The sequence below is a fragment of the Pseudoalteromonas sp. S554 genome (assembly GCF_005930865.1).
Lineage (GTDB): Bacteria > Pseudomonadota > Gammaproteobacteria > Enterobacterales > Alteromonadaceae > Pseudoalteromonas > Pseudoalteromonas marina.
Map to the genome: position 1 here is coordinate 62,067 of NZ_PNDV01000022.1, position 14,134 is coordinate 76,200.

Below are 14,134 nucleotides of genomic sequence, written 5' to 3' on the forward strand. Positions count from 1 at the left end.
ATTGTATATGAAGTATGCAATCGCACCTTCTTTTTTGATTATCCCTTGAATAACACAGTAAAAGTAGAGATAATCTCTTCCGCGCCAACCAAGGCCCTCAATGGTAGTCTTATTGGTCCTCTCGCAACACTAGCAGGCGAACCTGGTCAGGCCCGGAAGGGAGCAGCCACAGTTTGTGACGTGTGTGCCGAGATGTGGCTGGTAAGACTGCCACCCAAATTCCTCATTTGGGTGACTACAGCTAATCAATTTAAAAAACTTTAACCAAATACACACAAGTTTATTTTCTGATATTCCCTATATTTCTGCCATATAGACAACACTTAGATATTGCGCAATAATGAAATAATACGTTAACGTTAACGCTACACATGTTAAATCAGATGCCCAAGGGTTGTTGTAATGTCTCAAAGAAGTAAGTGGGCACTAGCTATTTTATTAGGGTTAATAGGCGGGTTGGTTAACCTTTTACCCCTGTATTTTTTCGATAGTTCTGAATTTTTATTTGGACAATTTTTTGTTTTATGCAGCTTAGTATTCACTGGGCTGCGTTATTCCTGCCTTACGCTCGCAATTGTCTCAAGCTTTTTACTCTATAGGTGGGGGCACTGTTGGCCCAGCATAGTTTATTTGTTGGAGCTTTTATGGCTTTATATTTTTTGTTTAAGACGCTTTAAACCTATTTTACCCTTAGGTGCCGTATTTTGGTTTTTAGTTGGGCTGCCTATCATTTGGGGTATAGGCCAGTTTGTAATGGATTTAGCATCGCTAACGCTTATTGTTGCAGTGTTTAAATACCTGGTAAATGCATTAATAAGCTTAGCACTCGTTGATTTGATGAGCATATTTGTTCCCTTTGCTAGTCGTGCTTATCAAGGACGCCCACTAGCCCGTATTCTTAGCTATGTTGTCAGCGTAATTATTGTTTTGGTTGTCCTTATTACAAGTGTTTTTTTGGTGAACGATCATCACTCACGCATAGAGTATGAGGTAAATGCTCAGCTTGAAGAAAAAGCAAAATCAATTAGCACACAGTTGAATGACTATTTACAGTTTCATAAAAACGCGGTGGTAATGAGCAGTGATGCCATAGGTGGTGGAATTACTATACAACAACAGTTAACGCAGTTAATGGATTTATACCCAGGTTTTACTACAAGCTTATATGCAATGCCAAATGGCTATGTTGCTAAAAGTATTCCCAGCACATTATTAGAAGGACTTAGTGAAGAAAAGCGTTTTGTTAACGACCGCCCTTATTTCTCTCAAGCTAAACAGTATCCTCAAGGTTATAGCAGTGGTGTGTTTCAGGGGCGTGGCCTTGGTAATGAACCTATAGTTGCACTTTCTGCCCCTATTTACAGAAATGATGAGTTTTATGGTGTAGTGGAAGGGTCGTTAAAGCTTGAACGTTTAGAGCAATATATACCGAATTTGTTTAACCAAACTGGTGAGCTAATTATACTCGATGCTGAGCAAAGGATTGTTTTTAGCTCATTAGCACAATTTGACATTTTGGCTGACTTTAAAACTTTAGATTTTACGATAAGTAACTTGGGCGATAATCAACTGTTCCGTTCTGTTAATAATGAAGTATTTCATACCAATCAGTATGTTGATACTGTTAGTAAATGGCAGGTCATCACGTTTTACAATCGTAAGCACTTAACAAAGGTAGTAGCAAGTGCTTGGTTACCAACAATATTATTTAGTGCAGTGTTGATATTTTTAGTGGTGTTGTTTATACATCATTTGTCTAACTTATTAGTTCAGCCAATTATTGGTTTAACTAACTTAATGCATGGTTTTGATAAATCAGAAAAACAACATTTTAATACAGAGTCTAGTTGGTACGAAGTACTGCAGCTACAAGAGCAGTTTAAGATGCTGGGAAGTGCGTTAAGGGACTCAATAGAGAGCTTACAAGCGTCTAATATTAAAAATCAGGATCTAAATAAACAGCTAAGCCAATTTAACCAGCAATTGGAAGTTAAAGTGGCAGAGCAAACAGATGAGCTAACAAAAGCAGTTAAATCTGCTAATGAAGCTAATAAAGCTAAGTCACAGTTTTTGGCCAATATGAGTCATGAACTGCGCACGCCTATGAACGGGATCTTAGGTATGGGTGAGGTATTACTTCGTGATACCACCCTTACCGATGAGCAGCGTGACCTTCTTGAAACACAACAAAAAAGCTCAAAAAATTTACTACAAATATTAAATGATATTTTAGATTTTTCTAAAATTGAAGCTAACGCTATGCAAATAAGCCCCCGTGCTACTTTGCTTGCTCCGTTTATAGAAAATATACACTCGTTATTCTCACCCATTATTCATTCTAACAATGTTGAGTTTATTATTCAGCGCAGCCCAGACTTGCCTGATTGCTTAAATGTAGATGACTTACGTTTAAATCAAATAATTATTAACTTATTGTCAAATGCACAAAAGTTTACTCAGGCTGGGTTTGTGCGTTTATCGTTTGATTACAAAGATGAGCAACTGACGGTAAGTGTGTCTGATAGCGGAATTGGGATTGAAAAAGAGCAGCAACTATTACTTTTTAGTGAGTTTACCCAAGCAGATGCTAGCGTAGCTCGTAAGTATGGCGGTACAGGGCTTGGGCTGGCTATTTGCCAAGGTTTGATTAAAAAAATGGAGGGTGAAATAACCCTCAATAGCGTGCCAGGTTTGGGCAGTACGATTAAGTTTTCGATACATGCACCTGAAGCGAAAATTGTCGATTTAGCAAAACGTGTACAAGAGCAATCTTTACCAGATTTGATCAATAAGCATATTTTGCTAGTAGAAGACAATCCGATAAATCGCCAAGTAATTGCAAAAATGCTAGAGCCAACAGCTGTTACTATTACAATGGCAAACGACGGTTTAGAAGCGCTTAAAACATTAAAAAGTAATGTGTTTGATTTAATTTTAATGGACTGTCAAATGCCTAATATGGACGGTTATGAATGTACTATACGCATTCGCGAAAATGAAATAGGGGAAGATAAAAGGGTTCCAATTATCGCTATTACAGCCAATGCATATGAAGAAGATAAGCAGCGTTGTTTAGATGTAGGTATGGATGACTTTATTTCAAAACCGGTTAACTCTCAGGGGCTATATAGTGTTATTGCTAATAACCTTACAAAGATAAGTTAAGTATAATTGATAAAGGCCAGACAAAATATGGCCTTTATGAATGGCGCTTTAATTTTATATAAAATCGAGAGTAAGCAGTAACCTAGGGGCGCTATTAGTTCCAGCCAACGGTGGCGAGCGATGCACTAAACCTGCGCCTTCGTTTTCATCCCAGTATTCGCCTTTAAGCAGTGCAACATCGCCTTCTGTTAGCTGGTTAATATTATTTAGGCTTTTAATTAAGCCAGACTCCTCATCAGGCTTACCTAAATTACCAGTACCGAGCTTTGAGCGGCTTACATCGCTGTGATTTAACCACTGCGTTGCAACGCCGTGATAAGTAGTCACTAGCCGACACGGAATTTTGTCTACGTGAAAGCGCGGGCACATGGGTCTATCTAATATTTTTAACCTCAAACCGGCGTGTTTTAAATCAAATAGGCAGCAAAACATTTCAACCAACAGTGTGATGTCTTCACACAAAGCTTTAATTTAATCGCGGTTATTATCTTCTGGCTTAAGCGCTTTTATTAATTGATCAAACGCATCATCGGGCGATACCGCAAGCTCAATTGGTTTTAAAGCATTAGCGCTAATGAGTGTATTAACGGCACTTGTTAATGTTTGCTCAAGGTCTCTTTGCCAAATAACAATGTTAGTATCTTGGTTATAAATTTGTGGCAATACATTGGCATTACTCTCTATAGCTGCTCTTCGGTATAGCGGTTCAGCCGGTTTTACTTGGGCTGTTATTGGGGCTAGGGCATTCATTACTCTTCCTCCCAAATAGGAAACGGGTCATTAAAGGTTTTCCAAAAATCTTTACCTTTTAGAACAGCATCTTCTGGGAGTAGGCAGTCATCAAGCGCTTTAATCATGGCTTTTTTATCTAACGACTGACCAATAAAAACAAGCTCTTGGCGCATGTCACCAAAGGGCTCTAACCACTTACTGTTTATATCAGCAAGTAGTTCGGGCTCTGTGGGCCAGTCTTTTTTAGGAATTGCTTTATAAAACATGCCTGCAAACCCGTAATGCGCTATACCGCCAGCTTGGCTCCACTGCGCGCAAAATAAAGGGCGCGTTGCGAGCCAAAAATAACCTTTAGAACGAATGAGCTTGCCAAATTGCTCGGTATTGTGCAAAAAGTTATAAAACTTTTCTGGGGCAAATGGGCGGCGCGCAGTGTAATTAAAGCTGCTAATACCATACTCTTCGGTTTCGGGAATATGTTCACCACGCATTTCTTTAAGCCAACCCGGTGCTTGTTGGGCACGTTCAAAATTAAATAAACCGGTGTTTAGCACTTCGTTAATATTAATATGGCCGTTTGAAATAGGAATAATGTTAGCTTGAGTATTGAGCGTATTTAAAATGGCAGTGAGTCTATTTAATTCATCGTTTGTAATTAAATCAGTTTTACTAATTAAAATAACATCGGCAAATTCAACTTGGTCAACAAGTAAGTCGGCAACGCTTCGCTCGTCGTCTTCTCCTAATGATTCGCCGGTATCTTGTAAATCATTTGCTTGCTCGTAGTCGTTTAAAAAGTTAACGGCGTCAACCACTGTTACCATGGTATCGAGGGTGGCAACATCACTAAGTGAAACCCCGTTTTCGTCGGCAAAGGTAAATGTTTCTGCAACGGGGAGGGGCTCAGATATGCCTGTAGATTCAATGACGAGGTAATCAAAACGCCCATCATTGGCAAATTTGCCCACTTCAATAAGTAAGTCTTCTCGTAGGGTACAGCAAATACAACCGTTACTCATCTCGACCAGTTTTTCATTACTGTAATTGAGCGATACACCACTTTTAATAGTGGATGCATCGATATTTATATCGCTCATATCGTTTACTATAACGGCGACTTTTTTACCTTGTCTGTTATTAAGAATATGGCTAAGAACGGTTGTTTTACCAGCCCCCAAAAAACCTGATAACACTGTGACGGGCAGTTTATTTATCATTTAATAATCTTACTAAATTGCAATTTGGATATGTTATATTATATCAATACCGTATTCCAGTAATGCTAATTAATTTATTCAAAACTGAGCTGCAGATTTAGTGTATTGCTCAAAACTCTTCATACGAAAAATAAAGGTGAATATGAAATTATTCACATTGCACATAGCAATGATAGTCGTTATCATTTGTATTGCCTTGTAATTATCTTCTCTGGATCAACATGTTTAACCAAAAATATTTGGCGCTCAGTATTGCTGCGTCTTTTTCTGCTTTTTCTAATGTGGCATTTGCCGAGCAAAATAACGAAATTGAAACAATTGAAGTAACAGGCCGTGCTCAGCAGTTTTACCTAGAAACCGAAAGTAAAATTGGGACTAAAACGGATTTAGATCTTATTAAATTACCGCAATCTGCGCAGGTATTAACCGAGCAACTTATTATTGACCAAGCCGCGCGCGATATTACCGATTTATACCGCTCAATAGCCGGGGTAAGTGAGTATAGTTATTCAGGCGTTACTTTTCGTGGTTTTAGAGACGATGCCAATGTATTTTACGATGGCGTACGTGGCGATCCGTACTCGGGCTTTGGTGTACCGCAATTATTTAATGTAGCGCGTGTAGAAGTATTAAAAGGCCCAGCCTCTGCGTTATATGGTGGTGGTGAGCCAGGCGGTATGATCAACTATGTGACTAAAAAGCCTTCGTACACGCAAAGCAAAGAGCTAAAAATAACGCTTGGCAATTACAACACGCGTGGTGCCTCACTTGATATGACCGGCGGTTTAACCGACACCATGGCGTATCGTGTAGGTGGTTATTACGAAGAGCAAGACAGCTTTCGTAATAATGCAGATTCAAAAAACAGTGAGTTTACCGGTGGTTTATTATTTGATTTAACAGATTCAACCACACTAACCACCACTGTTGACTACATCAAACAAGACTTAGGCGGTAACCGTTTACGTGGTGTACCGGTAGATGACAACGGTAATTTTTTAGTTGACCCTAGTTACAACGCAAATGAAGCATTTGACTACCAAGACATGGAAGCGTTAGTGCTGCAAGGTAAGCTAAAGCATTACTTTAATGATGATTTTTCTGTAAGTAGCACACTGCGTTACATGGATAACGAACGCGACCAAGCTTATCATGAGTCGCAAAACTGGGTAGATGTAAACGGCGATGGTGAAGCCAACATTGATGACGAAACCATTAAACGCGAATACCGAAAGCAATACCGCGCCAACGAAGAAACAAGCTTAACCACCGACTTTGTTTATAGCTTTGAGCAAGGCCAATTAGCGCACCAAGTATTGTTTGGTGGCGACTACCACATAGTCGATACCGAGTACGATTACTTACGCGCCCGTTATGAAGCAGACGGTGTGGCTAACTTAAACATATTTGACTTAAATTACGGCGAAACCGACCCAAGTACTTATAACCTGACAGACATGAACCGCGATGGTGTTGATACTGACCGTTTTGGACTATACGTACAAGATGTTGTAAGCATTAACGAGCAATGGACAGTTATTGCAGGCTTGCGCTATGACCATTTTAAAGAGCTAAACAAAGAAACCGGTTACAGTTACTCAGATAACGATGTAACACCGCGCGTGGCTGTTACATACCAACCTGTTGAAAACACATCGGTATACATAAATTACTCAGAAAGCTTTAACCCCGCATCATCAGGCGATCAAGAAGATGTAGAGGGCGAGGGCAATTTAACCCCAGAAACCGGTAAACAAACCGAAATTGGTATGAAAAACCAATGGCTTAATGGCAAAATTATGAGCACCTTTGCTATTTACCAAATTAATAAAGAAAACGTAGTAATGAGTAACCCAGACGACACTGGCGCGGGTGACGGCATTGCAGCGCTTTTAAATATAGGTGAGGTAGAAAGCCGTGGGTTTGAAACAACGCTGGTGGGCGATTTAACCGAGCACTGGACGCTAACTGCTAACTACGCATATAACGATACACTGGTTGTTGAGGGTGTAACGGGCGATACTATTTCAAGCACCTACGGTGATGGCTCTCGTTTTGCTAATGCCCCGCGCCACCAAGCTGGTTTATGGTCGCGTTTTGCGCTTGATAGCATCGACTCGTCTATAGCATTTGGCGCAAATTACGTAAGCGAGCAAATAAGCCAAGACGGCCAAAAAGTTAAACCCTTTACCGTATTTGACATGAGCTGGAGTACCCGCTTTGACGATGTGTTATTAAGCGTAAATATTAATAATATATTTGATAAAGAATATGCAGTAAGTGGCTTTAGTGAGCGTAACGGCCACTTCCCGGGCAGCCCACGTGAAATAGTAGGCCAAGTAACCTATAAATTTTAAAGTAAATTAAGCGCGAGCTTATCTCGCGCTTAATTTTTATCACTATTAAAATTAGCGGCTTCTTGCGCTGTGTTAATAGCTGTAATAGGAAAGGGGATCACAATACCTTCTTGGTTATAGCGTTTGTGCAGCGCTTTAATAAAAGCAGATTTAACCCAAAACCGATTAAAGTACTCTTTTGCGCGCAGCATTACGGTAAAATTAATACTTGAGTTATCAAAGGTGTGATACACCACAAAGGTATTGTAATCATCAACGCCCCACTCATGGTCAATCAGTATTTGGCGCGCAACTTCAAGCGTTACTTGTTCTACAAACTCTAAGTCTGAGCTGTAGTGAACGCTTACATCAACAGGTACACTCAGCTCTTTTTCGGGGTAAAAGTAATTAATAATACGCGATTTAGAAAGCTGACTATTAGGAATAATAATCATATTATTTGGCAGCATTTTAACCCACGTAGAGCGCCAACCAATTTTTTCTACAAAGCCTTGCTCCTTTGACTCAAGCTCAATAAAATCACCTACGCGTATGGGTTTATCTATAACGAGCTGTACGCCCGAAAAAAAGTTTTCAAGGGTGGGTTGCAGAGCAAGTGCCACCGCCAATGACGTAATACCAAGAGATGCAATAATAGGTGTAATTGAAATACCCAATGTGCCTAATAAAACCAACAACCCTACTGAAAACAATGTAACGCGAATAACCCCCTTAATAATACTTTGAGAATTGAATATAACGGCAGATTGTTTAGCGTAGTGATTAACCGTGCCAATAATAAAGTGATTTAAAAAGAAAATAAGTGCAAGTAAAGCTAATACAATATTGATGCTGTTGAACGGAATTCGGTTCGCTAACTCGGGGTCAATAACGAATGTATCGTGCTCCAAAATGGTGATTAGCACAATAAATGTGCAAAGTGTGAGTGGTTTAGATATTGAATCAAGAAGTAGGGTATCGAAGGTAAAAGTGGTTTTTGATGTCCACTTTTGTAACCAATACATTATAAAAAAACGAATAAAAAACAAGAGTATAGTTATGATTGAAAGGTAAGCTACTGTACTCAACCAAGGGGTGTTATTAATAACATCAAGCGTATTTTTGAGCATAACTTAAACCTAATAAATATATTTATATTTATTACAGCAAGTTATGTACCTATGTTTAGAATAAAAAAAGTGTATTGCCGAGACAAGCTCGGCAATAGTCGCTTATATTTTTTTAGCCAACCACATTCCACTCAACACGGAGGCAAAAAACAGCCAAAACTCCATTTTGAGTGACACTAACTGAACCAAGCCTGGGCCTGGGCAAATACCACTCAATCCCCACCCTAAACCAAACAAAACAGAGCCCGTAATTAATCTACGATCTACATTTTTTAGATTACTCAGGCTAAATGTTTCACCAAATAAAGGGCTGTCTTTTTTAGAAACCCAAAACCACGCCAACATCATTATTCCCATGGCTACAGCCATTACAATAATTAAACTGCCATCCCAGTTCTCGCCAAAGGTTAAAAAATTGAGTACTTTATCAGGGTTAGTCATTCCACTAATAATAAGACCAATGCCGAAAATAAAGCCTAAAAACACCGATGTAATTGCTTTCATGTTTTATCCAATTAAGTTAGCAGTGATAACGGCAACAAGCATAAACACACATGTTGAAACCCAAGAGCGAGTAGAAAAACGCGACATACCACACACGCCATGCCCGCTTGTACAACCATTAGCAAGTGAAGTACCTACACCCACTAAAAGTCCCGCTACAATAATTAACCAAGAGGGTATATTTAAATCGCCCTCTAATAATTCAGGTGCAATAAATGAGGTAGCAACGCCTGCAATTAGTAAGCCTGCAATAAAGCATACTTTCCATACATTATCGGATTTTAATGGGGTGAACAGCGATTTAACTAATCCTGAAATACCGGCTACTTTGCCAAATAAAACCAGTAATAGTGCGCAGGCTATGCCTATTAAAGCACCGCCTAAAGCGGCTGAAATGGGCGTAAATTCGGTTACCATTTTAAATCCCCCAAACAATAGATACACCAACACCAGACTGCTGCATTTCAATTGATAATTGTTGGTTAGGCGCTAAAAAGTTTGCACCCGATACTTTTTTAGCTGGCGAGTAAAAAGCCATAGCGTTTAATTGTACTTTTTCGCTAACTTCATGACTAAAACCCGTTGTAAAATGCCACTCTTGTACACCCGGCGCTAAAATATTAAATAACACCTCAGACGATGGAATAGGCTGTTGCGTGTATGAAACACCAAAGCGAATTTTTTGTTTTGCAGTGCGCTGCCACTGATAGCCTAATTTATATATATCCATATCTTCCCAGCCAAACCCTGCACCTGCGCTTGCACCTAAAGGTGCAGACATTAAGTTACTCATTGGATTGGCAATGCTTTTAACTTCACTGTAGTTTATTTTTTGCCAATCAAATACAACTTGGTTTGTAGGCGTTAACTTATAAGCGGCACCAATTTGAATCGAGCTTGGTAAATCAAAGCCACCGTTTTCTGCGAATAAACCTTTATAGCTATCAAACTCTTCCATAGACACCGATGAGCGGTAACTGGCACCCCAGCTAAACGATGTGCCTACGGTTTGAGTTATACCTACTTGTACACCTAAACCTGTGCTGGTGTCGGTGTCATTATTTGTAAGCGCTTGGGGCGATTGCGAAAAAGGCGCAAAGTTTCCAAGGCCTGTCGCTTTAAACTGTTGCACAACATAAATAGGTGAACCCCCACTTTTGTTTGCTCATTTAACTGGTAGTTAATAGTTGGGCTAATAAACATCTGCTTTAAATCAACGCCAGTCGTGCCAGCATAAAATGTGCCTTCGGGTTCTGACTCGGCGTTGTAGTCGGTGTTCATGCCGCCATTGCCGTAAACTAATAAGCCAATATTTATTTTGTCATTGAGCTGGTGGCCAATGGCAAATTCAGGAATGGCAAATAACGTGTTATCACTTTTTTGGGTTTTTGCTTCAAGATAAAGCGCATTAGGATAAAACGTATCTACAGATGAAGCTGTGTATTTTCTATCAGGTGAAAATAACTCTAACCCAACTGAAATTTCAGTGTCATTTACATTAAAGCTAGCAGGATTATTTGCACCCGACATCAACTCTTCCGATAGCGCAACACCCGCACCTGCCATGCCTTTGTGGGTCATGCCATAACCATGAGTAAAATACCCATTGGTAGCAAGTACGTTAAAAGAACCTAGGGTAAAGGTTAGGGCCAAACCAGATACTAACTTATTTTTCATTTTGACAGACATACGTAGTTGGAAAAGGCGGACAATAGCTAATTTTCTATATTCAAAAAAGGAATTTAAATCGATTACTTATAGTAAAAAAGAATATTAAGGGTGGGTAGTGAATCCAATATTTAGCGCAGTAACTTCTTAATCCTTGCATACAACTGTTGAATCAATCATTTAACTAAAAAACACAAAGCGGTGAGAGGGTTCACCGCTTTTTATTGGGCTAATTACATAGACTCAAGTGTTTTACCTCGGGTCTCTTTAATGTATTTAACAACAAAAAATATACTAATAAGTGCCGATAACGCATAAAAGCCGTACGCACCTGCAAGGCCAATATTAGCCAGCATAATAGGGAAGGTCATGGTAATGGCAAAGTTAGCAATCCACTGTGCGCTTGCAGCAACAGCAAGCGCTGCGCCGCGAATACGGTTATTAAACATCTCGCCTAATAACACCCACACAACCGGGCCCCAACTTAAACCAAAAAATACCACAAATAAGTTAGCCATTATAAGCGCAAACGTACCCATGTTATCGCTAAGTGCAAGCTTGCCTGCTTCATCAAGGCCTGCGCTGCCAAATATATAAGTAAGCGCACTTAAGCTAATAAACATACCCACACTGCCCACAAGTAAAAGTGGTTTCCGACCAATTTTGTCAACAAGGGCAATAGCAATAAAGGTCGATACAATATTAGTAGTACCCGCTAATACATTTATAAATAGCGATTGCGACTCGTCAAACCCAGCAGCTTGCCAAAGCTCAGAGCCGTAATAAAATACCACGTTAATACCTACAAATTGCTGAAATACACTCAGCGCAACACCCGCCCAAACAATTGGGTGTACTTTTTTACTGCCATCAATAAATAAATCACGAATACTCGGCTTTTTATCGCTATGCAAAGAGCTTTTAACATCGCTTATTTGCGCATCAGCACTGTCGTTCGAAATTTTACTAAATACCGTTTTTGCATCGTCTACTTTACCTTGCGCCACTAAATAACGAGGCGACTCAGGAATAAACAACACACCCACTAAAAACAGTATTGCAGGCACAAGCTCAACCCAAAACATCCAGCGCCAAGCGGCTATATCAAGCATTAAAATGTTTTGCGCACTACCTGCCGCATCAGCAATTAAATAATTACTTAAAAACGCAGCAAATAAACCCAATACAATAGCGAGTTGTTGTAATGTAGCTAAACGACCACGAAGGGCTGGTGGTGCAACCTCTGCAATATAAGCTGGCGCCAATACCGATGCAGCACCAATACCTAAACCACCAAATAAGCGGTAAAAAATAAACTCGCCCGAGCTTTCGCTAATGCCCGAGCCAAACGCACTAATGGCAAAAATAATCGCGGTGATGATCATAATTGCGCGGCGACCAAACCTATCAGCCAGCGGCCCCGCAGCAAGTGCCCCCACGGCGCACCCTAATAATACCGATGCCACATTGAAGCCCGTAGCCACACTGCTTGAATTAAACGCATTGCCGAGCGCCGACACCGTGCCGTTAATAACGCCCGAGTCAAAACCAAATAAAAAGCCACCAATAGCAGCCACGGCCGATATAAAAATTACATAAAAAAGAGAGCATGTGCCCAATGTGTGCGCCGAGCTATTACTGCTCGGCGAGATAGGTGATGTCATAATTGTGTGTCCTGGTTTTTATTATTGTGTACTTTACTAAATTGAGACGTGTGGTGCAGCGTATTTTAGGCGAATTTTATCTGGGCTAACTCTCTCATAATCAATATTAAAATTATTGTTTAATACTTCTAATAGTCCTTTAATATCGCCCGTTTTGAACATGCCAGCTACTTGTACTTGTTTGAGACGGTCATCTTCTGAAAGCTCAAAATCTATGTTTGTATAGCGGCTGATTTCAGCCATTGCTTCAGCAAGTGATTCACCTCTAAATATTAAGCTACCTTTGCGCCACGATAATCTAGCGGCTACATCCATAGGATCAACTTTTTCGACCGCTTTAGCAATTTTACCTTTAAAGCTTAAATCAAGTTTTTCTCCCTTTGACACCGAAGTTGAATTATTTGATAAATACTGTCCTTGTTTATTAGTCCCCAGGGAAAGGTTGGGTAACGATTCGGCTTTTTGCTCTGCAACAAGGACTTTGCCATCTGTCACAATGAGTTCTATTTGCTTTTGACCTACTTCTACATTAAATGCAGTACCAACAGCCTGAATAACTTTATCACCAGCGATAACACTTAAAGGACGCGTTTTATCGTGAGCTACGTCTATATGAATTTCGCCACGCAGTAAATTTATTACGCGAGAGTGTTGGGTATACCTCACTTGAACGAAGCTATTTGTGTTTAAGGTGATTTTGCTTTTATCAGAAAGCAGTATGTCCTTACTTTCACCTACGTCGGTTTGAAAATTAAGTTGTTTAGCAACCACTGCTGACTGATTAACTGGGTAAAAAAATGAAAAGTTAAACGCTTCTTGAAAAAGGCTAAGTACAACAGCTAATAAAATAGAAGCAGCAGTTGCACCCAACCACATAGGGAGACGTTTTTGTTTTATTGGTGTTTGTGGAAATAAATCTGACAAACGACTGAGATCGTCCATTTTATCCCACAGCTTTGCTACCTCAAGTAACACTTCTACATTTTTATAAGATTGTGCTAACCATTGCTTTAGCGCTTGCTCTTCAGATTTAGTCAATCCACGATCAAGTTTAGCCAGCCACTCACTGGCTTCATCAAGGCGCGAATCGTCGCTAGTGTTTCGCTCGTTTATGTGATGAATATTAGTCATTCCTACCTCCTGCATTTAGCTGGGAAGAAGTATTTGGTTGCTCATAAACACTTTTTTTAGATTGACGCATAAATTGCGTACAACGTTTCATGCCTGTTGCTATATGTTTTTCCACGGTACTTTCACTAAGGTTTAATTGAGCAGCAATTTCTCGCTGCGAATAACCATACACTTTTTTTAATACAAACACTTTGCGGCACTGCACAGGTAAAAGCCGTATGGCTTCACAAAAATTAGAAAACTCACTATCGGTTAGTGCTTTTTCATACATTTCGTCTTGCTGATGCTCCGCTAAGAGTTGCTCTAACGCTTCCATGTTGTCGATCCCATCGACTAGGCGTATATTGGCTTGCTTTTGGTAATCGAGCGCTAAATTTCGCGCCGTTTTATAAATAAAAGATTTTGGTGAGCTTATGTTTTCAGTGTTTTTAATCTGACAAATTCGCACATAAGTTTCTTGCACTATATCTTCAATTTCATGTGGCGGCACTATGCGTGCAACTACATTTGAGAGACTTTTGCGCGAGGCCAAATAGACCTTATAAAAAAGTGTGTCTTTCGTCATTTAGTGTGTGTCTCGTGTGTGT

Annotated in this window: 11 protein-coding genes, 1 other RNA gene and 1 pseudogene; 3 read left to right on the forward strand and 10 right to left on the reverse strand. The window is 39.8% G+C overall.

Annotated features, from left to right (window positions below; translation table 11 throughout):
* Nucleotides 1–110 precede the first annotated feature (110 nt).
* Both ffs and CWB65_RS05635 read left to right on the forward strand, forming a co-directional pair.
* Nucleotides 111–207, forward strand: an RNA gene (ffs, locus tag CWB65_RS05630) — signal recognition particle sRNA small type.
* A 195-nt stretch (nucleotides 208–402) separates the two neighbouring features.
* On the forward strand, nucleotides 403–3,165 hold the full coding sequence (locus tag CWB65_RS05635) for a response regulator (protein WP_138740109.1): 2,763 nt from the start codon (nucleotides 403–405) through the stop codon (nucleotides 3,163–3,165).
* 54 nt (nucleotides 3,166–3,219) lie between these two features.
* Here the strand turns inward: CWB65_RS05635 and CWB65_RS05640 are convergent.
* Both CWB65_RS05640 and zigA read right to left on the reverse strand, forming a co-directional pair.
* Nucleotides 3,220–3,915 (reverse strand): annotated as a pseudogene (locus CWB65_RS05640) (DUF1826 domain-containing protein).
* Nucleotides 3,915–5,114, reverse strand: a complete 1,200-nt coding sequence (gene zigA, locus CWB65_RS05645) for a zinc metallochaperone GTPase ZigA (RefSeq protein ID WP_138740110.1) — start codon at nucleotides 5,112–5,114, stop codon at nucleotides 3,915–3,917. Before zigA ends, CWB65_RS05640 begins: the two are co-directional and overlap by 1 nt.
* Before the next feature lie 221 nt (nucleotides 5,115–5,335).
* Between zigA and CWB65_RS05650 the strand changes: the two genes are divergently transcribed.
* Nucleotides 5,336–7,471: a TonB-dependent siderophore receptor gene (locus tag CWB65_RS05650; protein ID WP_138740111.1), complete on the forward strand. Its 2,136-nt coding sequence runs from the start codon at nucleotides 5,336–5,338 to the stop codon at nucleotides 7,469–7,471.
* A 29-nt stretch (nucleotides 7,472–7,500) separates the two neighbouring features.
* Here CWB65_RS05650 and CWB65_RS05655 read toward each other — a convergent pair whose 3' ends face one another.
* The 8 genes from CWB65_RS05655 to CWB65_RS05685 form a co-directional block, all read right to left on the reverse strand.
* Nucleotides 7,501–8,580, reverse strand: a complete 1,080-nt coding sequence (locus tag CWB65_RS05655; RefSeq protein ID WP_138740112.1) for a mechanosensitive ion channel family protein — start codon at nucleotides 8,578–8,580, stop codon at nucleotides 7,501–7,503.
* A 102-nt stretch (nucleotides 8,581–8,682) separates the two neighbouring features.
* Nucleotides 8,683–9,084, reverse strand: a complete 402-nt coding sequence (locus CWB65_RS05660; RefSeq protein WP_008129258.1) for a DUF6691 family protein — start codon at nucleotides 9,082–9,084, stop codon at nucleotides 8,683–8,685.
* Between the two features lie 3 nt (nucleotides 9,085–9,087).
* The gene (locus CWB65_RS05665) at nucleotides 9,088–9,501 is read right to left on the reverse strand and encodes a YeeE/YedE family protein (RefSeq protein WP_008129261.1); all 414 of its coding nucleotides are present in this window, start codon (nucleotides 9,499–9,501) and stop codon (nucleotides 9,088–9,090) included.
* 1 nt (nucleotide 9,502) lies between these two features.
* Nucleotides 9,503–10,216: an OmpP1/FadL family transporter gene (locus CWB65_RS20160; protein ID WP_256438041.1), complete on the reverse strand. Its 714-nt coding sequence runs from the start codon at nucleotides 10,214–10,216 to the stop codon at nucleotides 9,503–9,505.
* The gene (locus tag CWB65_RS20165; protein WP_008129266.1) at nucleotides 10,117–10,761 is read right to left on the reverse strand and encodes an OmpP1/FadL family transporter; all 645 of its coding nucleotides are present in this window, start codon (nucleotides 10,759–10,761) and stop codon (nucleotides 10,117–10,119) included. The genes CWB65_RS20160 and CWB65_RS20165 overlap by 100 nt, the downstream gene beginning before the upstream one ends.
* Nucleotides 10,762–10,985: 224 nt before the next feature.
* Complete coding sequence (locus tag CWB65_RS05675) at nucleotides 10,986–12,416, reverse strand: sugar porter family MFS transporter (RefSeq protein WP_008129267.1); 1,431 nt, start codon at nucleotides 12,414–12,416, stop codon at nucleotides 10,986–10,988.
* 36 nt (nucleotides 12,417–12,452) lie between these two features.
* Nucleotides 12,453–13,547 carry a FecR family protein gene (locus CWB65_RS05680; protein WP_008129270.1) on the reverse strand — a complete coding sequence of 365 codons (1,095 nt, stop codon included), beginning with the start codon at nucleotides 13,545–13,547 and terminating at the stop codon, nucleotides 12,453–12,455.
* Nucleotides 13,540–14,112: an RNA polymerase sigma factor gene (locus CWB65_RS05685; protein WP_033025389.1), complete on the reverse strand. Its 573-nt coding sequence runs from the start codon at nucleotides 14,110–14,112 to the stop codon at nucleotides 13,540–13,542. Before CWB65_RS05685 ends, CWB65_RS05680 begins: the two co-directional genes overlap by 8 nt.
* Nucleotides 14,113–14,134 lie beyond the last annotated feature (22 nt).